This is a genomic window from Bacteroides muris (ex Fokt et al. 2023) (assembly GCF_024704895.1).
GTDB classification, from domain to species: Bacteria; Bacteroidota; Bacteroidia; order Bacteroidales; family Bacteroidaceae; genus Bacteroides; species Bacteroides muris.
Map to the genome: position 1 here is coordinate 1 of NZ_JAMZEE010000004.1, position 24,608 is coordinate 24,608.

Genomic DNA, 24,608 nt, shown 5'->3' on the forward strand with positions numbered 1-24,608 from the left:
AATCCTTGCAGATGGTGGCTATAGAGGAAGCCTTGCAGATTGGGTATTTGACAAATTTAAATGGGAACTTGAAGTTGTTCTCAGACCTGATGAATGCCCGTCAAAGTTCAAGGTCATTCCGAAACGATGGATTGTTGAAAGAGCATTCGCATGGCTGGAAAACTTCAGAAGGCTGACGATAGACTACGAGTTCCATGCTGATACTGCAGAGGCTATGGTTCAACTTGCTTTCTGCAAAATCATGCTTAACAAAATTATTGTGTAATTTTTAAACAGTTTCTAATTGTATCACCCAGAGCCTTGGAGTTCTCTTTATTGGAATCTTCAATGGCCTTAAGCCTCGCAATCAGTCCGTTTACCTGTTTGCGAAGCCCTGCCTTTTCCTCATTCGCCAGACCCAACTGGCAGCAAAGTAACTCGTATGCCCTTTCATCAATCATGATATAAAGGTACGAAAAATCAGGCAGTTACGCAAGCTTCTTATCGTTTATTTTTATATTATTTTACTGATAATCAATACGCTAATATTAATCTTTTGAACTAACGTACATCTTGTCAACTACAATACTTTCCGTAAGATAGGCCATGTCTGACCATTGTATCCGGTAGCATTTGGAGACCTCATCAAATACCGGTTTCTTGAACTTTCCCATGACAGGACGTTTCTCGTAAAGCACATAAAAACCGCGTTCATAATGAAGTATCTTCACAACCTTCCGGTTACGGGACATGAACATATAGACGTTGGAGGCATCGCTCGGGTCAAGTGACATCTCTTCCCTTATACTCTCACATAATCGGAAAATACCTTTCCGCAGATCAACATTACCGTTGAACAGGTAATAGTTCAGGTTAGCACTCAGTCCCAGCATGTCATCCTATCATTTTATTAAGCAACAAGCTCAAGTCAAGAACTGTGGTGTTTCTCAGGAACAGCGTTGCGCCTGATGCCAATTGTAATTTTACCCATCTTATCGGAGCTTCACCTTCGGGCCGTCTCACTTCCATTTTCACGGTTGGACTGTTGCAGGGATTGCCGGTTATCTGCACCTTGGCTACCTTGGGCTGTTCCACCCGGACCCTCTTCCCCAACTTTTCGCTCCACAGCTGGTGGCGCTGCCAGTTCATGAACTTGTCGTGACTCACTCCATAATCCGCACAGAACTCGCGAAGGTCTTTGGTTTCGCAGCACAGCTGATAGAGGTCGTACACCTCCTGGTAGTTTACTTTTTCTTTTGCCATAATCATTGTTGCTAATTGGTTATGGCGCAAAGATATGCTGGGTTGCGATGTGTGTCAAGGCGGAGAATAGAATGGTTACCAATTGTGTTACCGCTTCCTTCTTCGTTTCACGGATGAACTGCAAAAGAATATCCGGGTTGACATAACGATTCTTATATTTGCAAGTGAGGTGTAGATGAGGGCCGGTACTGTGCCCTGTGTTGCCGGTAATGGCAATCACCTCGCCAGGCATGACGGAAGTTCCTTGCCGAACCAATACTTGGGAAAGGTGGCAATAGCTGACGGTATAGTCGCCGTGACGGAGAGTGACGAACTTGCCCGAGCGTTTGTCCTGCCCCACCCTGCCCACCACGCCTGACAGCATGGCATAGGCTTCTTCGCCTTTGGCACGCAGGTCTATTCCGTTGTGCCGGCTGCGCTTCTTACTGAAGGAATCGGTACGGAGACCGTAGGGTGGTGACAATAATGTGTTTCAACGGATAGGACACGCTCATGTATCGCCGTATCCACTCGCTATGCTCATAGGCAGGGAATTTTCCTGCCGTAGCGACAGATTCCTTATTTGGATTGGAGACCTTTTCCGCTTTGGAAAGGTCTTTTTTTGTGTCTATGTGACAGACCGGCTGATGCTTGGCAACGGTGTGGAACTGCGCTTTTGCAGAAAGACACACAGAAAACATGGATAATAGGAAAATGGCTTTCATACGGGCAAAAGTAGGGAGAGAACTTCGACTACTTGATATATAACGGAGGAAAAGCACTGAACTTTAACCTTGTATAAGCCATCATACCCGGTAATCATACTTGCAACCGACACACGCCGGAAATGGGTTGAATTTTCCGTTTGGAGTATGATTGACAGTCTGATTTTGCCGTGTTTACATAAATAACTTCAAAAACGGAACGATTTATCGTTTCTACCCGGTGCAGGCGCAGACGATGAATTTATTTTGCAAAAACGGTAAAAATTGCTCATGCGAAGCAGCGCATCGGTAGGTTTCTTTTCCACTCCGGCGAACTCCCTGATAGCTACGCGCATGTTATCATAAACCATCATGGCAGGAACACCTTTTACCTGACGGAAGAAATTACGATGGCTTTCCATGAAGGCAAGGGTGTTCTGATGGCGGAACAACCAGGCATAACGACCGTTGCTATGGCTTAGGGTAAATACAGCGATATATAAACGTTGAAGCTTTCCATCAAGATAAAGTTTAACTTCTCCCCAGTCAAACTCACAGGACTCTCCCGGAGGATAATAGCCTCTAACGAAAGCTTCCTTAGACTCCGCTTCTTCCTTGTGTTTGGCAAAAGAAGCGATATATTTACAAACACTCGGATAGCTGATTTGGAAGCCTTTTTCAAGCAACAGCTCGTAAATGTCTTTACCCCGCATGCATTGCTTCTTAAGACCCATGGCCCGTTTACGTTCGTTCCCGGCAAGGCAGTCGTCTATTAAATCTTTTAAATGACTATCCGCATAATTCCCCAAACTATAAGATAACAAGAAAATCCCATTCTTGCAAGGGGAAAGTGCTAGAGAATGCTAGACACAGTTAACCTTACCTAGACTTTAAGCAGAAATGCTGGAACACTAACAATCAGGTCGTATATTTGCTCTGTAATCAAATAATAACAGAGAAATATATGAACCTGATTAGCTTTACAAAACAGTTCCCAAACGAAGAGAGTTGCAGACAACACCTCAAAGAACAAAGAGAAAAACAAGGAATCGTTTGTTCGAAGTGTGGTTGTGTTCATCACTATTGGAAAAAGAATAGGAATGAATGGCAATGCAAGAAGTGTGGGCACAGAACCACACTTACTTCGGGAACTGTAATGCATGGAACAAAACTTCCTATTATATATTGGTACATTGCAATGCACCTTCTTACATCTACAAAGAAGTCATTCTCTGCATTGGAAATGCAAAGGCAATTGGGGCACAATCGTTATCAACCTATTTGGGAACTTATGCACAAGTTACGCAATGTAATGGGACAAAGGGATGCTGAATATCAGCTTTGCGGTTCAATCGAATTGGACGAAGGTTTCTTTTCCACACAAAGGGATGAAACCGAGAAGGACAAACCTTTGAAAGCAGGTCGTGGCAGTCAAAAGAAAGCGAAGGTTCTTGTGATGGCTGAGAGCACACCAGTGGAAGGCAGTAAGATGAACATAAAGAAACAGGTGGGACATATCAAGATGGTTGTCATCCCTAACTTGAAAGCATCCACGATTGATGTTGAGGTGGTTGACAACATAAAGAAGGAATCCTCTTTGATTACGGATGCTTCCTCTTCTTATGTTCATTTCAAGAACCTTGTTAATGAACATGTGTCACAAGTGATTGAACCCAAGGAAGTTGGTAAGGTATTGCCTTGGGTTCATATTGTGATAAGCAATGCAAAGAGGTTGTTGCTTGACATTTACCATGATGTCAAGTCAGAGTTCTTGCAAAGTTATTTGAATGAGTTCTGTTACAAGTTCAACAGAAGGAACATGAATTGTTTTGAGTGTTTGATGTTTGCAGCCTTATGTTATCAGACAGAATTCAAGCATATTTCTTATAGAAAATGATTGTACTTTTCATTCTCTTGTTGTATCTTTGACACATTATTCATTTTAAATACGAATAGCTATGTGTAAAGATGAAAGACTGAAGCATATTCTTGAATTAATTTCAAAAACAGAAACAAAATAATCGAGCAGCATCTCTTGCAGAATTGTTGGATGATAGTATCGGCTTTCTTCTTGAATACAGTGGTTATTTCTATGACAATTCAAAAACATTTTTGGATGTTTTAGCAACATTACATAATGCCCGTACCGAATTTTTAAGCCTTATCCCTAATCAGAAAGGAGGTGCCCAATGAAAAAGCCTATAGGATTCCGTTCTTATCAAAACGACGAAGAACCGGACAAACAAGACGAATTGGAGAAGCAACAAGCCGAGCGGCAGAAAGCCATAGCAAACTTCATCGGCCAGAACTATTCACCCATCGGTACCACTTCACAGAAATGTTACAAGACCACCGCTGAACTGGTATATGAGCTGTCGAACATTGTCGATGTCGCTCCGATGGCGCTGGCCAAACAACTGGCTGATGCAGGGTACCATGTAGAATATTTGGCAGGACAACCCTACTGGGTGATGTACGAGAGAGCATAAATTCGTGCGGCTGCACCTCATTTTGTACGAACTTGTACAAATCGGTGCAGTCGCATTTATTTGATAAATAAAACATTATGAATCATCCGCACGATTGTACGGCTTTTGGCCCCTATTATAGGGTGAAGCTATTGAAACATTGCATGCCTTCCCGCTTGCTCTCATCCATGACGTGCGCATAAATCATCGTTTCCCGGATATTGCTATGTCCAAGCAATTTTTGCAGGCTGGATAAGTCTTTTGTTTTCCGGAGATAAATAGTTGCAAACGTATGTCTTCCTGTCTTGGCCGATATTTTTTTGTTAATCCCCAGTTCCCTGGCAATGGCCTTCAACTGTCGGTTAACGACCTGGTCACATTGAACGTTCCTGAACAGACGTCCTTCTTCCCTACCCTCTGCCCATTCTTCCAGAAGTTTTTCCGCAGGTACCGGCATCGGAATCTTTATCGGTTCCGGTTTACAGTTCCGGTTCTTCACACGGTAGTAAGTCAGCACATCATTGTTTACCTGCTCGATACAGAACATACGTGCATCCGTAATGTGCATGCTCGTGAAACACATGAAAAGGAAGAAGGCCAAGGTCAGCTGAAGCTTTTCCGGCAATGTTCTTTGATAGTATAATTGCACAAACTGCATCAGCTCCTCCTCTGTCAGATAGTCCACATCGCTTTTTATTCTTTTGATATGGAATTCCTGGAAAGGATTTTCTTCTATATAGCCCTTTCTGTAGGCTGCAGTGACATATATCTTGATGGTGGACATATTACGTTGTGCGGTTATCTCCGTATTTCCAAGCTCCTTTTTCATGTAAATCAGGTAGTCAGTCAGATAATCCGGAGTAAGGTCCCGGAACTGTAACAGTTCATTATATGCCTTGAACTTCTTCATGCAACTTAGATGGTGTTTAAATGTCCCCATCTCTATACGCCTGCTGTAAGTTTTCATATATTCTTTCACGAAATCATGGAAAGTCTTATAATCACTTGGATTGTTATACTCCCGCATGAAAATATCTTTTGTCAAAGCCTGGTTCCTCAGCCGGAACTTCACCAATATATCGTTGACACGTGCTTTCAGGTTACTCACAATAAGATTTATATCCTTTGCTTCCTTACTGTTTCCTTTGAGGAGTCCGCTTTTCTCGTCAAACTTAGCAGCAGGTACAGACACTTTGCAAGGAAGCATTAACTTTTCCTTACCGAGATAAAAGGTTATATATAGCGGAGCATTGCCCTCTTTGGTCAATCTCTGCTTGTTCTGGATGACTCTTACCGTACTCATTTTTGTTTTCTAAATTATTCTACCCACCGGAAAAGTGGAACTACGGAAAGCTGTGTTTCTGCTATGTTACCTACTTTTTGCACAAATTCTGTCGAAACTGGCAAGGTAGTAAATCGTTGATACCCAGCTAAACGACGAAAGGCAAGCAGCCTTTTTATCGACTACTTGCCTTATCGTTGTGATTCCGTTGCGATTCGGAATATAAAATACTATAAAACCAATACATATAATATTATATTAAAAATCAGAGTTATATAAGAATATTATATTGCATACCATTGCATTATGTTGTGCAATGTTTGAACTGAGTTGTGCAATTTATGTATATTTGCACAACCGATATAACAGAGAATATATGACTACAGTAAAAGCATTTATAAGAACTGGGAAGAAAGATAAAGAGGTAAATATCAGATTTCGATTATCTGATGGACGCAATGTACAGTTATTCCACAAATCAGATATTATGGTCTCTCCTACTCTTTGGGATGCCAAGACTGAAAAATATAAGGCTAAAAGTATTATAAAGTTAGACATAAGAACATCATTTAATACATCTATTGAAGAACGGAAGAATCTAATTTTATCCATTTATGGGAGCAACAAAGAATTAACCAGTGAAAAACTGGAAATCTTAATAGACCAGCACTTACATCCTGAAAAATATAACATCAGCAGTGAAGAGGAATCCATGTGTAGTATGTTCCAACGCTATGTTGACGGATGGCTAAATGCAGGTGTAATAGGTCCTGGCAGAAAGAAACATTACGATGTAGTGATAAGGGAACTGACTCGATTCCTCATTATCAATGGCATTGACGGGTTGCCGGTCAATGAATTCAATAAGGAACATATTCTAAATTTTCGTGATTTTCTACGCAAAGAATACACTCTGGTTGAAAAATTTCCAGAACTGTACGCAGAAATGAATAAGCGGAATATACCATCAAAGGAAAGAAGCCAGAATACAATTGCTGAGAAACTATTATTATTACAAGCATTTATGGTGGAGCTTGAAAGTAATGATGTTATTCCCGTATCTCCTTTCCGGAAGATAGGAAAAGAAAAAGAGTCCATTATGAAGCAACAATATGACGAGCCTTTCTTTCTCACCAAAACAGAATTCAATGAAGTAGTCCACAAAGAATGTCCCGAAACATTGCAGCGAGTAAAAGATGTATTCGTTGTTCAATGTTGTTTCGGTTGCCGTATAGGTGATTTCAGACGATTCACTTTTGATAATATCAGCATTGAAGAAGGAATACCTTACATTCATTATTTACCTCAAAAAACGCACAAGGATGGACTTATACGCACTGAGATAAAAACTCCCATCATTCGTATTGCTTATAATATTATTATGAAGTATAAAGGTAGGCTACCAAGCAATGCTTTGTTACCCTATTATCCTGATGGCAATGGTGAAACCGGGTACAATTATCAAATAAAAAAACTACTTGAATACTGTGAGATTAGCCGGAAAGTGGCAATGTTTAGTGCGGCATTGGGAACAAATGAGTACAAATCCATATATGAGATTGCAAGCAGTAAACTTGCCCGTAAAACTCATGTAGATTTAATGAATAAAGTTCAGATAGATAAATACGCAGCAGGACTTCATGCAAAAGGCAGCGGAGCTGTAGACAGATATACCGGATTAGGTATAAAAGAACGTTTTATTTTAATGTGTGCGGCTTTTGGCTGTAATCAGTATGAAGTTGACGATGATTTATCTGTAATGGAATAGGCTCACTTAGTATCTCATATTGATACTCTGTTATTTGACACCATCCCCGTAGTTGAGCCGCTACGGGGATTTTTACTGAAAGAGGAGCGATTCATTCAACTGCCTTTTCCACAATCTCCATCACTACATGGCTTAACTCCAACCAGAGCCAATACCACAACCAAAGCATAATCCCACCCAACCAAACAAAAGCCACATCAATATAGTACAAATTTAATATCCTGCTAACCAATACGCATAAGAGTTCTCCGCAAAGCACATAGGCAGCAACCATAGTAACAAGCTGGTCATTGGCAACAGTTATCAAAACCAGAATGCCTATAACGGGAAGAAGGGAAATACAATCAATTAGAAGTTGTTGTTTGTCATTCATAATACAATAGGGATTAGAATACAAATATAAACATTATTTGTATAAAAACCCTCTATAATAGGAATTTCTGACGAAAAAGAAACGAACTATTATTACAATATAAACAAAAAGAGCGACTATTCAGCCGCCCCTTTCGTATTAACGAGATAGACATAAAAGTATCTCAAATCATCTCTGTAGATGGATGCCGAACCACTACAGAGTTTCCATTCATTCTACAGTTTCTCCTTTTTCATTCAGAAGTACCGTCACTTCTTCAGTGGATTGATTTTCCTTGGTGATGGTCAACACAACCTTATAAATCTTACCGGTTTCTTTCTCGGAAATGAAAGCCTCCTTTATTACAGCCCCCTCATAGTCCTTAGCCAAGACATTCATAACTGCCTGAGGCAAGTCTTTTACTTCCACTTTTGTGAACTCATCCTGAGGATTTTGCTGAGTTTGCTCTACAGACTGTGTTCCAGAAACCACGTAAGCAAATGCTACTGAACTGCCTAATCCCATAACCATTGCTAATGCTACCAATACTTTTTTCATAATCGTAAGTTTTAAGTAAATAAATATAGTTTTTGTATTAACTATAGGACAAACGATATGCCATGATGTACATCAGCACATAATACATTATACATCAGCATATTATAAAAACAAGAAGGAATAATTATGTGTGGAAATATGTGGAACTGAGTACCACACATGGGGAATAATTACACAATATGGATTACTTAATTCCTGGGAAATGGAACAAGGCAGCTGAATAAGCTGCCCCTTCTATAAAACAGTCAACAAACAGACATTCACTAATCAAATGACATAAACATAAGCATAAATAACCCGGCTAAAGCCATAGCAAATGCAATTACCATATAAAATACTTTTTTCATAACTAATAATTGGGTTAAACACATATTTCCATCGTACGTTCAACAACGTCCTTTTATCTTCGACAAAACCTCAGCCGCATAAAAGCTGAGGTCCAGCATGTTCCTTTCAATATATACAATCAATTAGAGCACACAATGTTGGAACATTCTGTAAATCCAGTATAAAGAAACTGCAATGGCTGAAAGAAGGACTATACTAACACTATATACCGGATTCTACAATAAAGACAACTGCTTTTCTGAAATTCCCTACGTGACTTGAGGGAATTTTTATAAAAGGAAGGGCCCAAATGAAAAAAATCCCGACGAAAGCCGGGATATGTCACACACAATAGATATGAATTGTTGCTTATGAATATAAAGGCAGCTTATTCAGCCGCCCCTTCTATTACTTCCTTCAACCGATACAATCTATCAATGGCCGGGTTGTAAAAAGAATCAGGATGGTTCATTTCTTCTTTTTTCATCTAATTTTTTAACAATTATATCTGCAATACTTTTTATTTGCTCACTCTGCTCTTTTTCTGGATCAAATGAAAGATAGCCAATGTTAGCCAACTTGTCGAACTGAGTAGGCTCACATCCTTTAAAAATTATAGGAATCACAGCATGCTCACCGAACCTTTCCTTGAACTTGTCCGATTCAAAATTAGTCCATAGTTTCCGAGGATAATTCCTATCTAGAAAAACAATAATAAACTCAGCATCAGACTTATATATTGGTTCAAAATAATCAGTTAAATCTTCTCCAATAATTTTGTGCTGCTCATTAAAATCATAAAAAACAGAACACTCATGTTCCTCAAATAATAATATAGCCAATTCAGCTGCAATACTTCGTACTTCTCCAGCAAAAGATAAAGCAAAATCGTATTTTTTATCAAAATTGATTTTACTAAAGCCTATTCGTTTAACAAAATCTGTCCAGTCCAGATTTTGCAAATAAAACATGAATTTAGGGTCTTCAACAGTTAATACTTTTGAATATTCATCATAATGAATAACGGACTTTATGTTCTCACTGTTATTGATTAGCTTATACAAAAAGCCCTTATCTGCTACTTGAGAAATACTAGCTTTATGAGTAGGATATTTTAAATAAATATCAGCCATTCTAATTGTCCAATCTTTAGACTCAGAAAGCCAATAAAGGAGATGAAAATAAGGTGCCCGACCACTACTTCGTAATCTAGAACCAATTGCAAACTCTCTAGCCTTTACTTCAAAAACTCGAGATAAATCAGTCATTATCTTATCAACAACATAATTTATATCAGTATTTAGCTCCTTTTTATTATCCTGCGTCATTATAACTCTTTCGATAATACAAAGTTCCTTACAGATAAGTTGAGCTATATGAAAACTTCCATTCGACCTTCTTACAATTTGTTCTCTATATTTTATTCTAGCATTAAGAGCCACTTCTCCCTTTTCAATTAGTTCTAATATTTTAGAATCTGGATTCACTTCAAACTTAACAGTTGTAATTCTATTATTTAAATCGGGAGCCAAACTAACCAAACTATCGCCTGCTCTATTGATTCCAATTAAGACAAGTTTTACATCTTCTCTATCTTCATCTGCAATAGTTTTCATTAAGTCTGATAATCTATTCTTATTTTCTATGGATAACAAATGAAAATCATCAATTATGACAGTTCCAATATTCTCATTATTATCCAATATTTTTTCTATTGATAATATATCTTTCTTTTTCCGAGGAGTTAACAATTGGATTGAATCTCCCATACCTAAGTATTCAAGCGCTTTTAAAACACAAGTAGTCTTACCGATACCAGAAGGACCTTCTACAACTAAACATCTACCTTTAGTACTCAAAGTCACAACAATTTTAATATATTCATTGGGTTCGACAAAAGTATATGTTGGAACTCCAGAATCCTTAAATACATCTTGTAAAAAAGCCATGTGATATCTATTTATAATGAAACAACTACAAAGTAATACAAAATTAATTGAATACACAAACAAAAAGAAATGAATAAAATAGTCTTTTTTATATCATCTTACCATTGCCACAAATTATAACTCACTCCGGCACCGACATACCATCCACCCGGGCCATACCCAGCCTGCAAGCCAAATCCCCACCGCTTCTTCTTCGACTTGATGGCGACTGGATGGTATATATCATTCGTCACCGTCTGATACACCGTCTTAGGAAATACCTGTAAACTATCCAGCCGAGGGTCTACATATCCGCTCACCACAGCCCGATACGAGCTGTCTGAATACACTACTTGTCGGCGATGAAGCAAGGTATCACCTATCCGTGTCGTATCATCCGGCACGAAACGCCAGAACACAGCCATCGGCGCAGAGATAAGCATCGTATCTACCCTGACAACCGTCTTTATCTTCGTTTCTACACGAACTTCAGCCGGAGGCTGCTCATGCGGGCGAAGCCAAGCCGCCACACAAGCAACCGCCAGCAGCGCAACCAATATCCAAGGCAACCGTTTCATAACAGTTTCCATCCTTTCTCTACGTCCTCCATCACAGCCGGGATGCCGTTTTCTACCAACGAGATGGCAGCGGCAAAAGCGCACACCGTTGCCTTGTCCTCAATGTCCGGGATATAGGTGTTTGGCACCTCCATTTCACGGCATACTTTGCGGATATAAGCTCCGGTATCGTTTTCCTTATGCGGTGCCCATCGGGTTATAAAATCACTAATGGTTTTCATCCCGTGTTTCCACCGGTAGTTCTGCAACGTGCGCATCAACGCACGGTAGCCCCATTCAATGCTGACGAACTGGAAGAATTCTTTATCTTCCTGTCTCTCTCTCAATCCCTGCCATTTGTCCTTGCTCAGACGGATGTTGCCGGGATTGTTGTTTCTCAATCCTCTTGGTACACTCATTTCTTTTCCTCCTCTTCTAATCTTTAATTAATATCCGTTTTGCGGTTCTCTGTCACCGCATTTCTTTCTCTCACACCGTTTAAGCGCCAGTTCCAGTTTCAGGTCAGAATTAGTCTCCTTCAGTGTAAACAATTCATCCTGCACCTTACGGAGCCGGTCAGTCTGCTCCACAAACCGCTGTTCCTTCTCCGAAAGCTGCTTCTGCAGGAACTCGTTGTACTCCCGTAAAGCCTTGAACTCCTCAACATCCGCATGGGCATCCTCAATACGCGCATTGGTCTTGCGCGACATCCACCACTTAACAAGCTGCTTGATGCCCTCGATGCCACCGAGTGCGGTCACCAACATAATCCAATCATTCATTTCCATTTCTCCCGGTTTAACAATCGATACAAATTATAAGCACCCCCACATAAGCACAAGCAAACGCTGCCATCTCCGCCCAGAACAGCCATTTCCGGTATCTCAACATGATAACAACGGCTATCGGGAAAGCAACCGCAGGCAAGTACCACATACCGGAGAGACAAACCCAAAGAATTGTAGCTAATCCGGCTATTACTGTCCCTGCATAATGTACTTTGCTCTGAAATTCCTCCTTGAACAGCGGGGCTGTCCCGACGAACATCAGCCCACCGCAAGCAAGAAATGCCAAACATTGCAGGTTCTCCGATGAGCATTCAATCCACACCGGCATAAGCAGCATGGCAGGAACAATCATAGCTATCTGGAACAGCCATGCCGGACGATTCCGCTTCTTCAACTGATAGTAGGTATCAGACAAGCTCCAAGGCACTCCGCACACTCTCACCGCATACATTATGTACATAGTGAGCAAAAACAGCGACATAAAACATAAGTAAATCATAAGCTATCAATTTAAAGGTTGAACACTAATTTTTCAGGATAACCGGAAGTGTAATCATACGCTCCGACCTCCTCTTTCGTAGCAAGTCCCATAACCGCGGCCAGATGTTCCTGCGTGGCATTATAGCATTCCAGGGCATACAGTTCCAGTGCGGCCAGCATCTGCAAGGCAAGAGGAATGGGGATTACATACTTCACGGCATCATACCACAGCACGGTTGTCTCCTTGCCCGCAGCCTGCTCAATAGTGATTGAGTTTACCAGTCCTACCCGCGTATCCTTGTCAAGCCACATCCGCTTGCCGCCAAGCGTAAAGGAATTCACGGCATCAGACCCGTCGTAAACAGCAATTTCATTGACCTTCGCGCTCTTCACACCCTCCAAAGTCGGTTCATAGGGAGGGGTTAATTCACATTCGAGAATTTCCTTTGCAGACGCTGCCGGATGGGCTTCGTAAAATGCTTCCTGTTCCGCATTCAACGGTACCCAGGCTCCATCCAGGTAATCCTCATAGGTTGTACCCACTTCATAGTTTTCGTCCAGTTCAAAATCAAGACGGACAACTTTCTCCTCGGAATAAATATGTATATATTGCATTGTTGTTAAAGCCTATTTTTATTCATTATGATAAACCGGTAATTCGCTCTAATACCTAATGATGTAAGCGGTGCCGTATTTATTTCAGTAAATGAGCCCAGATAATCCGAAGATTTGAACATACGATACGGAGAAGAACTTTCCTGTGCTATCGCATACTTTCCGTCAGACGAAAGCCCCAAAGCAAAGCTATTGCCAATAACGGAATGCTTCAATGCCCAGGTTTTTCCGTAATCGGCGGATATACGTGCACCGGAATAAGAGTACCCTCCCTCTATAACCATATATTTCCCGTCATAGGATACAGCCAATGTACGGGCAGAGAAACTCGAATCGGCAATTTTAGTCCACGTCTTCCCATAATCCCCGGAATAATAGGCATAGTATAACTTTGATGAACTCTCCCTGTTGCAGCAACACAACATGTATTTGCCGTCACCGGAAATGGCAATCTTTGTGATAGGCCCCCTGAACATTTCACTGCTGAAAGTTTCTCCATAATCGGAAGATATAAACAGCTCATGGGTAGTATAATAGGGAGAATTTGACGCATATGCCACTACGTATCTGCCGGAATGGGACATTTCCACCCCCATGAGAGGCACGGTATTGTCTTTTAATCCATTGGAGACCCGCCATGTCTTCCCATAATCCCCGGAAAGCATCAAATCATATTTGTTATTGCTATTCCGACACACAATAGCGACCAGATTCCCCCTGCCGTTGCAGGCTATCGAGTACACGGAATAGCAATTATCAGGCTTGAAAGGTTCTGCCGTCTCCAGAAAATCCGTAGAACGCAATAATCCCACATTTGCCATATAGCACGAGCAATAGATATGCCTGCCGTCTCCGGACATGGCAATCCTCGTTCTATCGTTGCTGAAAAAGTATTCGTTTACATTAGGAAGGTCGGAAGGTTGTCTTCTGGTCCATGTCATTCCACAATCCTTGGAAATATCTATTAAGGCTTTACTGTCGGAGAATGCAATCACATACTGACCGTCCTTTATATTATTGCTTCGTCTTTTTAATACACTCATAAACCTTAGTCCCTTGTTTTTACGGATATTGAATAGGCGCCGGCTGCATAGCACCAGATACTAATCTCAAAGATATCTCCAGCGGAAACACTGATTGAAGTACCGGACATCGAAGTGAACGCGCCGGTATTGGGTATCGGCTGTGTGAATGCCGCCGATGCGACGCAGCGGATATACAAGTCATTGCCCACTGACATTCCGGAAGCAAGGCTGATGTTCGTGGCAGAACCCAACCTTGCAGTGATACTTCTCTTGGAAATTGGCAGGGAGGCCAGTGTCGTGACCGTATTCACACCGGTAACTGTCGGGTCACCGACACCTTGCGGGCCTTGTGGCCCGGTTGCCCCTTTAGCTCCGGCAGGGCCTTGAGGCCCGGTTGCACCCGTCGCGCCCTTCAAGTTCTTGAAAGCAAAGGCAAAGGTACGGGCCTGAACTGTTCCTCCAGGGGTAACGGTCACTGATGGAGTGCCGACATTGGCGTCTACCGTAGCAGTGGCACCGGTGATGCTTGCACTCGCTCCGGCAGGGCCCGTCGCACCTTTAGCTCCAGTAGCCCCGACAGCCCCCTTGAGATTCTTGAAAGCAAAGGAAAAGGTTCTGGCCAATGCGGTACCACCGAGAGAAACGGTCACGGAGGGCGTACCGATGTTGGCGTCTACCGTAGCAGTGGCACCAGTGATGGCGGCATTTGTACCTGCTGCACCGGCAGGACCTTGAACACCTTGGGCGCCTTTTGCACCGGTATCTCCTTTATCACCCTTGGGACCTTGTATTCCCTGTGGCCCGATTGCACCGGTTGCCCCCTTCTCGCCTTGCGGGCCCGTCGCACCGGTAGCGCCTTTTGGACCTTGCGCTCCTGTATCTCCCTTCTCGCCTTTATCGCCCTTTTCTCCTTGCAATTGTCCTTGACTTTGCCAATCACCGTTATACCAGGCATAATATGTATAAGGCAATGCAGTTCCAACGGAATAGAAACCAGTGATGTTTGACCCGTCAGGTACAGCAGTCTTTAAGGCATCAAGCGTATCGTAACGTCCAAGAAGGGTGAATGTATCTCCCGGCTTGCCTTTCACATAGATATCCGTCTTAACGTACTTTTTAGTGCCCTTATCCCATTGGTATACATAATGGTCTGCACCGATATAGGTAGGATGTTCTGCCGTATCAGTAGCACTCGCAGTGGCCGTTTCCGTATTTTTCTTGAGGGTAGCAAATTCAGTAACACGGGCAGTTTCCGCAGTGGCACGGTCGCTTTCAGCATTTACGCGTCCTGTCTCGGCTATCTGGCGGCTTGTCTCTGCACTTTTACGCGCATCCTCAGCTGTAATGCGGACAGTCTCGGAAGTAACACGCTTGTTTTCAGCCGTCACACGGGAACTTTCTGCTGTAACACGGTCTTTTTCGGCGTTGGCACGGCCCGCTTCGGCTTCCTGGCGTCCGGACTCGGCAGTACCCCGGGTAGTCTCGGCAGCTTTACGTCCGTCCTCGGCACTGACACGCTCGGATTCTGCATCTGCACGTCCGGATTCTGCTGTGATACGGGTAGTTTCGGAAGTCTGCCTTATAGTTTCAGCCCTGCCCCGCTCTGTCTCGGCTGTCTTCCGAGTACCTTCAGCCGCCACACGGTCTTTCTCCGAATTGATACGCGTGGATTCAGCCGATATGCGAGCACTTTCAGCAGAGGCACGCTTTGATTCCGCATCCTTACGCAGGTTTTCCGCAGAGACACGTCCCTCCTCGGCCTTACGTAGCTCTTCGGCAGCTTCCCTGGCGGGAGCGGACAACAGCTCTAGGGGAGCTTCGACGACCGACTCCTCCATACCGGAAAGGCGAAGTGCAGGCAGGCTCACAATGTCATCCAGAGAATTGACTATCTCAATATCACCGACACCCTGGGAATCTGCCAAGAGGGCTTTCCTGACCTCCTCGACAAGTTGGTTGAACTGGTTTGAATCCAATACCATACCATGTAGTTTTAAGGGTTGACCGAGTTAAGACGGTTAATTATGGCACGTTTCACCGCGGCTATGAGCCGGGAGTTCTTCACCACAAGTTCAAGGGCCTTGCAGTATCGCTCCGGAACCTCCACCGCATCGGTCGAGTAGTATATTTCCTTGGCCAGTTCCTCAAAGCCGATATCCAGCAGAATGCTGCCGTTGTACATCATCTCGTTGCCGACGGTCTCTGCAGTGTCGAAGGTCTGTCTACCGCCTTCGAAGGAGGTCTGCGCCTCGATTTTCTTAAAGTTGATTTTCATATTCAATATATTTAAATTGGTTGTTAGATATTCATCCAAGACAGATACCAGTTCCCCGAAACCCTCTTCATTACATGCCATTCATATCCCTTGATATTTGTACGGCTTGAGGCATTGGCGAATGTTCCAGCTGAAAAACTGATGGTATTTCCATTTGGCATCACCCATATTTCATGCCCGTCAGCAGAGGAAGGGAGGGTTATGGCACAGTTGCCGAAAAACAGTAAGGTATGGTCGATGGGCCGAATACTGTAGCGTGTGGTGGAAGAGAAGACAATATCGGTATTCCGGTAGACTCCCTGCGTCCTCACCTGTCCAGTTATATCCAGGATACCGGACGGTGCGTACATTCTGCTTACCATCACGTCGCCACCGAAATAACTCTCACCGGCAGATACATGCAGTGCCCTGTTGCGTCCCGGGATGGTTGCCGATATGGTGACTATCCCTTTGGAACTCGCATATCCCGCTTCATCGGCACTATAATGGTAGGGCCTTATCTGGACGGTATTGACTCCACCGTCCGACACTATCGCATGCAGATAGTAGCTCTTGCTGAGCTCGAACTGCGTGGTTCCGTCGGTAAGGTCGGTCACGAACGCTTTAGGATTGGTGGATATGCCATTACCGTGCAGGTACAGATAGTCACCTATCCGGCCGCCGGAGGCGTTTATCGTACCATTAGCAGTAATGTCGTTAAGGACGGCATTCGTACCGGAGATATTGCCTTTCAGAATAAGGTTGTTCGCGGTAATGTCGTTCAACACGGCATCACGGCCCGTTATGCTCCCTTTCAAGGTGAGGTTATTGGCAGTAATGTCATTCAGGGCAGCATCCGCACCGGATATGTCACCCTTCAATATGAGATTACTGGCCGTAATATCATTCAGTATGGCATCGGTGCCCGATATGATTCCCGTCAATGTCAGGTTGTTGGCCACGACATCATTAAGTATGGCGTCAATTCCTGAAATATTGCCTTTCAAAGTAAGGTTGTTCGCGGTAATGTCATTGAGGAAAAGGTTACCGCCCGCATCGACCACAAACCGCCCGTTGATAATGGTCTTGCCAGTAAAGTTTATCCGGTCGGCCTGAATCGTGGCATTGGATATGATATCCCCCGCTTCATCCTGCGTTATGAAGGAGCTGATTTGAGCACGCCTAACGATATCACCGTTGGGGTCGACCTTTTCCGCAAACATGGTGGCAATATTGCCTTCTGTAACTAGACCGGCTTTGTTGATATTGGTTATGTTGCCTTTGGAATCGAAGGTTATCTTCTGCACGAACTGGTCTATACGGCTGGCTGTCTGGCTGATGGCTGAGGTATGCTGTTCCACGGTACCCTTCAGGCTGTTTGTGGCACTCACCATGCTTTCTATCTTCTCGGCCGTCACATGGAAGCCGCCTGCATGGGCGGACATCCTGCCATCCAGGTCAGAGACAGACGCACTGAAGTCTGCACGAAGCTCGCGGGCCGATATGCCGATGGCAGACTTGTATGCTTCGGTGATTCCCGTCTCAAGGTCTGCAAGACCGGACGTGAATTCTGCTTTCAGACCACGGGCGGAGATGTCGATAGCAGAGGTGTATTCTTGCGTTATACGACTCTCAGTATTCGTCAGGTCCTCCGTGAACTTCGCTTCAAGGTTGCGCGCGGTAAGCAGGAATTCACTGTGATACTCTTCAAGCTTGCCTGCCGTGCTTCTGATTTCGTCAAGGTTCGCCTGAATCTTCTTGTCTGTAAGTTCAAAACGCATATTGAATTCCTCGCGCAAGTCAGCAAGAGCATCATCGGTTAGCGTAAGTGCATACAAGTACATGTCACCGGTAAAGGACATATAGAAATTACCGGTACCGTTCCACTTGCCGGTTATCTCCATCTGCTTGAATTCGGTACCGGGATACAAGTCCTTAGAAAAGGAAATCGGGGTGTATTCCTCAAAACCTTCTTCCTTCTCGTTCTTGAAATGGAAGGCAAGAGTGCCGGGGCGCTTCACCAGATACTTGAAAGAGATAGTGAACTGCCGGGGGCGCTTGAGTTCGTCGAAGGTCTCAAAATCCGGATGACGGTAAAAGTCTGAATTGGCCTGCTCGATATAGCTGTTCTTAAGGCGCAGCACATTCTTTGCGCGTTCGCTTACTATATCGGCGAAAGATTCCTTGTTCGCATAGAAGTTACTGTTGAAGTACAGCAGCCGGCCGCCAGCTCGGAAGATGCGTATGTTGCTGCTACCGGTCCAGTACTGCATGTCAGCGGCAAAAGACGCATTGTTAAGGTAATTGTTCAGGGCATTGATTTCATCACGCACGGATGAGATTTCAGACTTGATAAGTCCTTCAATGACAGTGAACATTGTCAGGATGTCCTCACCGGCCATAGTAAGGAATCGCCCTTTGATTTCTACGCCACCTTCCGGTGTGTACTTGATGTAAGTGCTCTCATCACGGGCGCCGATATAGGAAGTACCGTACACTTTCATGTAGGCATGCCCGGTGGATTTGTCAACACCGAAGGAGATTACATCTTTCCCCGTTAGGTTGAAGTCGTCAATGCCGGTGTAGAAAGTTATAGACGGGGATGTCTCGTTGGTAGACGATAGCACGATTGCGCTTTGAAGGTCTACATCTGTACGGTGGCCCAATCCTATAATATCGTCACCTGCTTGGGGGATATCACTACCTTCATCACAGATGGCCTTGGATAAGTCAATATAGTCACGTCCCACAGCCATGACCTCACGCCAATAGTAGCGGTTGGAGGCGTTCAGGGTAGTCCCTTCGACGATGTTGCACTCCTTTGCTTGCGCCAGCGAGCCTACACTAAATTCGTTTGCTATCGCTTCACCTTCCTGCTCGGCAAGGAAATAGCAGCGGTAGGCATCTTCCAGTTCCTCCACGCGGATGCACTTCATACCGGCATGGGTGATTATCTGTTCACCGCCTACATGGGTGGCTTTCTTAACCTGCAGTTCTTCAAAGACGGCCTTTATCTTCACATACAGACGGTCAACGACAGCTTGGGAAGTACCGTCTTCACGGACGGTAATACCACTGCCATTCTTGCCTATCAAAAGGCCTTTTAAGAATGTGATAACCTCCTCCGCTACGTCGCTTGCATCCTTTCTCAAGAACATTCTTAGGGTACGTAAAGCAGAGAATACATTGAAGTTGCTTGCGGCCGTAGCGTCGTTGGTCTTGATGACATAGATGTTGCTTCCTCCCGAACCGGTGAAGGTCTGTCCCTTAAAAGTCAACTCTTCGACTTGCGTTTCAATATCGGAAAGGCGGGAATAGGCGGTGCTTTCGCCAATCGTATACTGCGGGGAATCGTAAGGCTTGTCGAGGTTGATTTCAAAGCCGATGACACGGGACAAGCGCCCGTCCTTGAAGTAGGCAGGATTGACAAGGTTGATGCGCTGTCCTATGTCAAAGCTGTGATTTATTTGGTCTTTGTGCACCCAGATGGAGTTGAGCGTAGCCGTATAGGTGCCGTCGTCGATGCAGGTCTTTGCCACGTACTTCCTGGCGGCTTCAAGCAGTTCCTGCTCGGCAGTAGCAACCAACCCAAGTTCGGTTATCTTCTCGGCATTCCAACCAGACAGTACATACTTGTCACCTTTTGAAGGGAACAACACTTCATCCGGCAAGGAACGGCCGTAGTCTTCATTCTGTACAATCTCCCAAAGCTGGGCATCAGGATTCCATGTGCCGTCGTCGTTCTTTTCGGTCAAACCAAGAGGATTAAAAGCTACGCCGAACTCCATGCCGTTGAGCTTGCCGGACTCGAACTTGATTTTGAGTTCCTGACCCTCAAGAATGTATTCCTTCGAGAAGCTTATTCCGGTATCAGTAAAACGGTAGAAGGTAGCTTTAGTATTCGTGCCATCCTCGTTGTTCACCTCACTTTCATAAGAGCTTACATCGGTAATCTCCCCTACCCGTTTCGGATATATGTCGTCGAATACAACAACTGCTTCGATAGCTTCCAAATCGCTCAACCCCTCGCGGGCGTCTACGTATGGAGTGCCTGCCGGAAGCATAAGGCGCTTCTGAACGATACCGTTGACAACAGTGGTCTGGTCTACCGGGCGATAGTTGGTAGGGATGTTTCTTGTTGAACCGAACGCATAGATTCTTGTGGCATAAGTACCCTTGCTGTCACTCCGGCTCATGTCCTTGGCTTCCTTATCCAGTTCTATCTTAACAGCGTCGGAGAACTCACAGCGTCCGAAGTTGATGACATGGTCCGTTACCCAACAATCACAACCCCAGTTATCAGCCATGCTGAACATAGCATCAATGAGGTTGGTATTGTCATAGGTCATCAATTTGGAGGAGTTCTCGACACTATCGTCAATGGAAAACACGAAGTCTTTTCCCTCATATTTATAACCAAGAGCTTTCAAATTGCGAAGGAATACACCCATCTGGACATCCAGTGAAGCGGTAAGGGACCAGGACGCTTCCAGTCCTCCGTACTCCGGGGTGTACTTGAATATCTTTGTTTTCCACTTGAAATAGTAAGCGTCAAAACGAAGTTCATAGGAGTAGCCTCCGTTCTTGTAGGTCGGATAGGGAATATCTACAATCTGATAGATTTTTGCCAATTTACCGCCCATGGAGGCATCGAGTACCCCACGCAAGTCAACGTAATCACCTACTTGGAAATCGACTGGGGACAGAGTATTAAAAGGTAGTACGACATAGTCCTCTTTCATTAAAGAGAACTTGCCTTTTGCACCGGGATTGATACCAGTTGAAAAGCGGGTATTGCCTTGTATGTCCTTAATATCTATCATGTAAACAAAGGTCGGACATAAAAAAAAGAAGCCCTAAAAATTAGAGCTTCCATACACGACAATGAATTTAATGTCGTAAATTTCTAGCCTACAACACGGTTAGATGGATTGTACTCACAGAATTTGGCTGATATTTTCCCAAATGTCCGGTCTAAGCTTTGGGCATAAGAAACGCTCTTTCCTAAATATAGCAAATGATAAATATCACTACTGTTCTCAGGAATCTGAATATCAATTTTACCTTTGTAAAGTTCTTCATAAAAAGCTGTTTTCTTTGCCTGATAATCGGCAGGAGAATCACCTTCTACTGTAAAAACAAGAGTTAACTCACGCTCATCAAGCTTGGGGTTATCCATAAGAACTTGTTTCCCATGTTCCAAGCGTGATTTATTCTCTATAAACTCTTTCAGAGGTACCGGTGCTCCCAGTACATCAAGAAAGTTATCTCCCATTCTAACACCCCACTCTTTTAGGGCTTCTCTTCCGTTTATTATTAATTCTGCCATAACTATTATAGATTCTTTATATCCTGCTTGATATCATTTGTATTATCGAGTATTCGCGGACTATTTTTGGCAAGAATAACAGAGTTTTCAAGTATATCTCTACGGTCCATGTTACCTTCTACTTGGAATGTTCTCATTTCATCTACGATTCTTTCCATATTGGAGACTTTATCGGTCAATGCCTTTATGTCCTCTGTCGGGAAAACAACATGTACCTGCGACTGATAGCCGCTCGCTATTGTCTCTTTGGCTCTATCTGCGAAATTAGGAGTTCCAGATAACAAAGCTGGGACATCCCCGCTTCTAAGATTGAGCAATGAAAGTTTGCCATTGATGGATGAAAGTAAACCGGTCTGTTGAATGGACTGGTTCTTTATTTCTTCCCCGGCAACCTGCAAAGCTGTAAAACGTCCGTTAAGTTCTTCGCCGGTATCTTGTGACATGGCTTCAAAACCCTTACTACTCGCCTGCTGTGAAAACATGGTTCCAAAGAACTGGTTGATGGCATCAACTTCTTTCTTCATGTCGTCAACCATCGTCTGTTTCATGGAGTCGAGGAGCTGCTTTTCTTCGGAAGTCAAGTCGTCATCTCCCATGGCCTTTTTCCACTCATTGTACCACTTCTGCATCTGCGGTTTGAAGTTCTCCACATACATGGCCTTAATCAAAGCCTTGCGCATGTATTCGCTCATGTCATCGGAAATATCCTCCGCTGTGGCCTCTATATCGCACAAGGAATTCAGAATACCATCAGAGAACGACTCCCATTCCTGCTCAGCTTCATTACGGGCGTTCTCCGCTTCCTGGGCGGCTTCTTCCGCACGGTTGATGGCTCCCGTATCAAGAGTGGGGAAAAGCTTGTTAGCCGCATCCACAATGTCGACACCGGCTTTCTGAATTTCGGCTATCATCTCGTCCAGAGTCTTGCGCTCGGCCGTATCAATGGCACCGTCTTTCATAAATTCCGTATATTTGTCATACCAGGCCTGAATCTGAGGCTGGAGCTGGGCAGTAAACATGGAATCCACCAAGGCATTGCGCATATATTGATAGATATTGTCGGCTATGTCCTCGGCGGTAGCTTCTGCGTCATAGAGCACACTCTTGATACTGTCGGAGAAAGAGTTGAACGCTTTCCTTACCTCCTCTCCAGAGTCTTTCCACGCGTCACTGATTTCCCCGGCAGCATCGGCGACCTCCTTGCTCAACCCGTCAATGTCATTCTTGATGTTTGTACGCTCTTCATCGGTTACAAGTCCATCCTCTGAGTATTCCTTCCATTTTTCCCAGATGGCCTTGATACGCGGTTCGTACTGTTCAAGGTACATTGCCTCAATAAGCTCTTTCCGCATGGAATCGGAGATATTCTTGGCAACAGTCTCAGCAGTAACTTCCGTATCATACAAGGAACTTAATATCCCATCGGAGAATGATTTGAATTCCTCCTCAAGTTCTTTCTTTAGGTTGCTCTCAGTAATGCCAAGAGTATCACTCAGAATATCCTTAGCGGCCGTAATGTCGTTAGCCAACTTCTCCGCTTCGTTTCTTAACGCATCCTTTTCAGCGCCGGTTATGTCACCGTCAGACATGGCTTCCTGAACCTTCTTGTATAACTCCTCTATCTGCGGTTGGAAGCTATCAGTGAACATCTTATCAACCATCTGCTGACGGATGTACTCAAAGATGTTGTCTGTCACATCCTCGGCAGTGGCTTCGACAGAGGACATGGCAGACTTGACGCTATCAACAAACGACTGCAAGTCTTCGGCGTTCTTCAGCTTGTCAGCAAACAAACTATTAACGTCCTCTACGCCCTTCATCATCTGCTCAATGTATTGGTCAATCTGAGAGCCGAGTTGTGCCATGTCACTCTCGGACAATCCGTCTTTGGAAAGCCCCTCAAAGGTCTTGTACAACTCTTCCATCTTGCTCTTGTACTCCTTTTCATACAGAGCGTTAATCATTGCCTGACGGAAGTAATCATAGATATTATCAGAAACATCCTTGGCCGTCACATCAAGGGAAGTAAGAGAACTCTGCATACTACCGATGAAATCCTCATAGTTATCCGTGCTACTGTCGGTATCCTCTTTGGTCCATCCGAAAATTTCCGCAAGCTTGTCACGTTCGGCAAGTGCGGAACCGGCAATTGCGTCATACTGCTTCCGAAGAGCCTCCATCTCCTCCTTCGTAATGCCTCCTTGGTCTTTATTGGCCTGGGCAAAGGCATCGTACCACGTTTGAAGGTCCTCGGTAAATTTGTTGCCTACCATTGTGGTAAGCACGGCACGCTGCATATATCCGCTGAAACTGTCAGAAAAGTCTTTCGCGGAACTGCCCATATCCATGAGGGTATCCACAAAACTGTCGAAAACGCTATCGAACGTTGTCTGTGTCAGTTGTTCACTAATCTGGTTCTGAATATCCTCAATCCTTTCCTCTCCATCTATAATGCCGTTCAAATATTCTTGCACGTCACCGTCCATCTTCGCCCAGAAGGCAGGAGCTTCGGATTTAAGTTTCTCCAATTGCTCAACAGTGAGGTCAAACAGTCCGGTCATTCTTCCGGTCCCGATAAGCTCTTTGGCGGCATTGACTGACATGTCGAGTGCGTCGGCAATGTCCTGCCAGTCGCTTGACGAGGTGTTCTTTGCCATCCGCTTGCCAATGGAATGGGAACCGGCAGATGCACCGGAATTAAGACGCTCTTTTCCCAGCAGGCGATATGCCTCAATCTGCTTTTCAACAAGGCCAAGCGCCTCTTCTCCGACCTTATCCGCTTCCATACCGTAGGAAATGCCGATATATTCCAGTTTCTTGTCTATCAGCTCATCCCATATCTCATTGAGTTTGTTATATTCCTCAACCATCTCATTATAGTGGGAATAATCGGCACCGAACATCCCGTCCAACGCGGACACTACAGAGGAAATTCCAGAAACCGCACTCATT

23 protein-coding genes are annotated in these 24,608 nt (G+C 44.2%); 4 read left to right on the forward strand and 19 right to left on the reverse strand.

Translation table 11 applies throughout. From position 1 onward, the window contains the following. The coding region (locus M1B78_RS02325; protein ID WP_257939790.1) for a transposase at positions 1 to 265 on the forward strand (265 nt) is incomplete at its 5' end. 262 nt (positions 266 to 527) lie between these two features. Here M1B78_RS02325 and tnpB read toward each other — a convergent pair. The 5 genes from tnpB to M1B78_RS02350 form a co-directional block, all read right to left on the reverse strand. After that, entirely contained in the window at positions 528 to 872 is a 345-nt protein-coding gene (tnpB, locus tag M1B78_RS02330) for an IS66 family insertion sequence element accessory protein TnpB (protein ID WP_065538204.1), read from the reverse strand. 1 nt (position 873) lies between these two features. Continuing rightward, complete coding sequence (locus M1B78_RS02335; RefSeq protein WP_257939791.1) at positions 874 to 1,242, reverse strand: hypothetical protein; 369 nt, start codon at positions 1,240 to 1,242, stop codon at positions 874 to 876. Between the two features lie 19 nt (positions 1,243 to 1,261). Further along, complete coding sequence (locus M1B78_RS02340) at positions 1,262 to 1,705, reverse strand: M23 family metallopeptidase (protein ID WP_257939792.1); 444 nt, start codon at positions 1,703 to 1,705, stop codon at positions 1,262 to 1,264. Continuing rightward, positions 1,665 to 1,946: a hypothetical protein gene (locus tag M1B78_RS02345; RefSeq protein WP_257939793.1), complete on the reverse strand. Its 282-nt coding sequence runs from the start codon at positions 1,944 to 1,946 to the stop codon at positions 1,665 to 1,667. The genes M1B78_RS02340 and M1B78_RS02345 overlap by 41 nt, the downstream gene beginning before the upstream one ends. Positions 1,947 to 2,134: 188 nt before the next feature. Then, entirely contained in the window at positions 2,135 to 2,659 is a 525-nt protein-coding gene (locus M1B78_RS02350; RefSeq protein ID WP_257939794.1) for a hypothetical protein, read from the reverse strand. Positions 2,660 to 2,889: 230 nt separating this feature from the next. On the opposite strand from M1B78_RS02350, the gene M1B78_RS02355 reads away from it, so the two are divergent. Together M1B78_RS02355 and M1B78_RS02360 are read left to right on the forward strand one after the other, a co-directional pair. Then, on the forward strand, positions 2,890 to 3,822 hold the full coding sequence (locus tag M1B78_RS02355; protein ID WP_257939795.1) for an IS1595 family transposase: 933 nt from the start codon (positions 2,890 to 2,892) through the stop codon (positions 3,820 to 3,822). Between the two features lie 292 nt (positions 3,823 to 4,114). Continuing rightward, a complete protein-coding gene (locus M1B78_RS02360) occupies positions 4,115 to 4,414 on the forward strand; it encodes a hypothetical protein (RefSeq protein WP_005829055.1) in 300 nt (99 codons plus the stop codon). 115 nt (positions 4,415 to 4,529) lie between these two features. Here the strand turns inward: M1B78_RS02360 and M1B78_RS02365 are convergent, their stop codons facing one another. Beyond that, positions 4,530 to 5,696, reverse strand: coding sequence for a site-specific integrase (locus tag M1B78_RS02365; RefSeq protein WP_257939796.1), 1,167 nt, complete (start codon positions 5,694 to 5,696; stop codon positions 4,530 to 4,532). A gap of 355 nt (positions 5,697 to 6,051) precedes the next feature. Between M1B78_RS02365 and M1B78_RS02370 the strand changes: the two genes are divergently transcribed. Next, positions 6,052 to 7,443, forward strand: a complete 1,392-nt coding sequence (locus M1B78_RS02370; protein WP_005825581.1) for a hypothetical protein — start codon at positions 6,052 to 6,054, stop codon at positions 7,441 to 7,443. Between the two features lie 91 nt (positions 7,444 to 7,534). Here the strand turns inward: M1B78_RS02370 and M1B78_RS02375 are convergent, their stop codons facing one another. From M1B78_RS02375 to M1B78_RS02435, 13 genes are all read right to left on the reverse strand, one after another. Then, the gene (locus tag M1B78_RS02375; RefSeq protein ID WP_257939797.1) at positions 7,535 to 7,816 is read right to left on the reverse strand and encodes a hypothetical protein; all 282 of its coding nucleotides are present in this window, start codon (positions 7,814 to 7,816) and stop codon (positions 7,535 to 7,537) included. Between the two features lie 210 nt (positions 7,817 to 8,026). After that, positions 8,027 to 8,353, reverse strand: a complete 327-nt coding sequence (locus tag M1B78_RS02380; RefSeq protein ID WP_008664637.1) for a hypothetical protein — start codon at positions 8,351 to 8,353, stop codon at positions 8,027 to 8,029. Positions 8,354 to 9,138: 785 nt separating this feature from the next. Further along, positions 9,139 to 10,629: a TIR domain-containing protein gene (locus tag M1B78_RS02385; RefSeq protein WP_257939798.1), complete on the reverse strand. Its 1,491-nt coding sequence runs from the start codon at positions 10,627 to 10,629 to the stop codon at positions 9,139 to 9,141. A 98-nt stretch (positions 10,630 to 10,727) separates the two neighbouring features. Continuing rightward, on the reverse strand, positions 10,728 to 11,186 hold the full coding sequence (locus M1B78_RS02390) for a DUF6808 domain-containing protein (RefSeq protein ID WP_008664639.1): 459 nt from the start codon (positions 11,184 to 11,186) through the stop codon (positions 10,728 to 10,730). Beyond that, positions 11,183 to 11,584: a hypothetical protein gene (locus tag M1B78_RS02395; RefSeq protein WP_005825591.1), complete on the reverse strand. Its 402-nt coding sequence runs from the start codon at positions 11,582 to 11,584 to the stop codon at positions 11,183 to 11,185. The genes M1B78_RS02390 and M1B78_RS02395 overlap by 4 nt, the downstream gene beginning before the upstream one ends. Positions 11,585 to 11,611: 27 nt before the next feature. Then, positions 11,612 to 11,953, reverse strand: a complete 342-nt coding sequence (locus M1B78_RS02400) for a hypothetical protein (protein WP_061412130.1) — start codon at positions 11,951 to 11,953, stop codon at positions 11,612 to 11,614. Between the two features lie 10 nt (positions 11,954 to 11,963). Continuing rightward, entirely contained in the window at positions 11,964 to 12,452 is a 489-nt protein-coding gene (locus M1B78_RS02405) for a hypothetical protein (protein WP_257939799.1), read from the reverse strand. Between the two features lie 11 nt (positions 12,453 to 12,463). Beyond that, a complete protein-coding gene (locus M1B78_RS02410) occupies positions 12,464 to 13,048 on the reverse strand; it encodes a DUF4376 domain-containing protein (RefSeq protein ID WP_257939800.1) in 585 nt (194 codons plus the stop codon). A 5-nt stretch (positions 13,049 to 13,053) separates the two neighbouring features. After that, a complete protein-coding gene (locus M1B78_RS02415; RefSeq protein WP_257939801.1) occupies positions 13,054 to 14,091 on the reverse strand; it encodes a sialidase family protein in 1,038 nt (345 codons plus the stop codon). 5 nt (positions 14,092 to 14,096) lie between these two features. Next, positions 14,097 to 16,055 (reverse strand): hypothetical protein, encoded by a 1,959-nt coding sequence (locus M1B78_RS02420; protein ID WP_257939802.1) that lies wholly within the window; start codon positions 16,053 to 16,055, stop codon positions 14,097 to 14,099. An 11-nt stretch (positions 16,056 to 16,066) separates the two neighbouring features. After that, positions 16,067 to 16,429, reverse strand: coding sequence for a hypothetical protein (locus M1B78_RS02425; protein WP_257939803.1), 363 nt, complete (start codon positions 16,427 to 16,429; stop codon positions 16,067 to 16,069). Then, positions 16,372 to 21,150, reverse strand: a complete 4,779-nt coding sequence (locus M1B78_RS02430; RefSeq protein WP_257939804.1) for a hypothetical protein — start codon at positions 21,148 to 21,150, stop codon at positions 16,372 to 16,374. Before M1B78_RS02430 ends, M1B78_RS02425 begins: the two co-directional genes overlap by 58 nt. Before the next feature lie 83 nt (positions 21,151 to 21,233). After that, positions 21,234 to 21,656, reverse strand: a complete 423-nt coding sequence (locus M1B78_RS02435; RefSeq protein ID WP_005837071.1) for a hypothetical protein — start codon at positions 21,654 to 21,656, stop codon at positions 21,234 to 21,236. Positions 21,657 to 24,608: the final 2,952 nt, after the last annotated feature.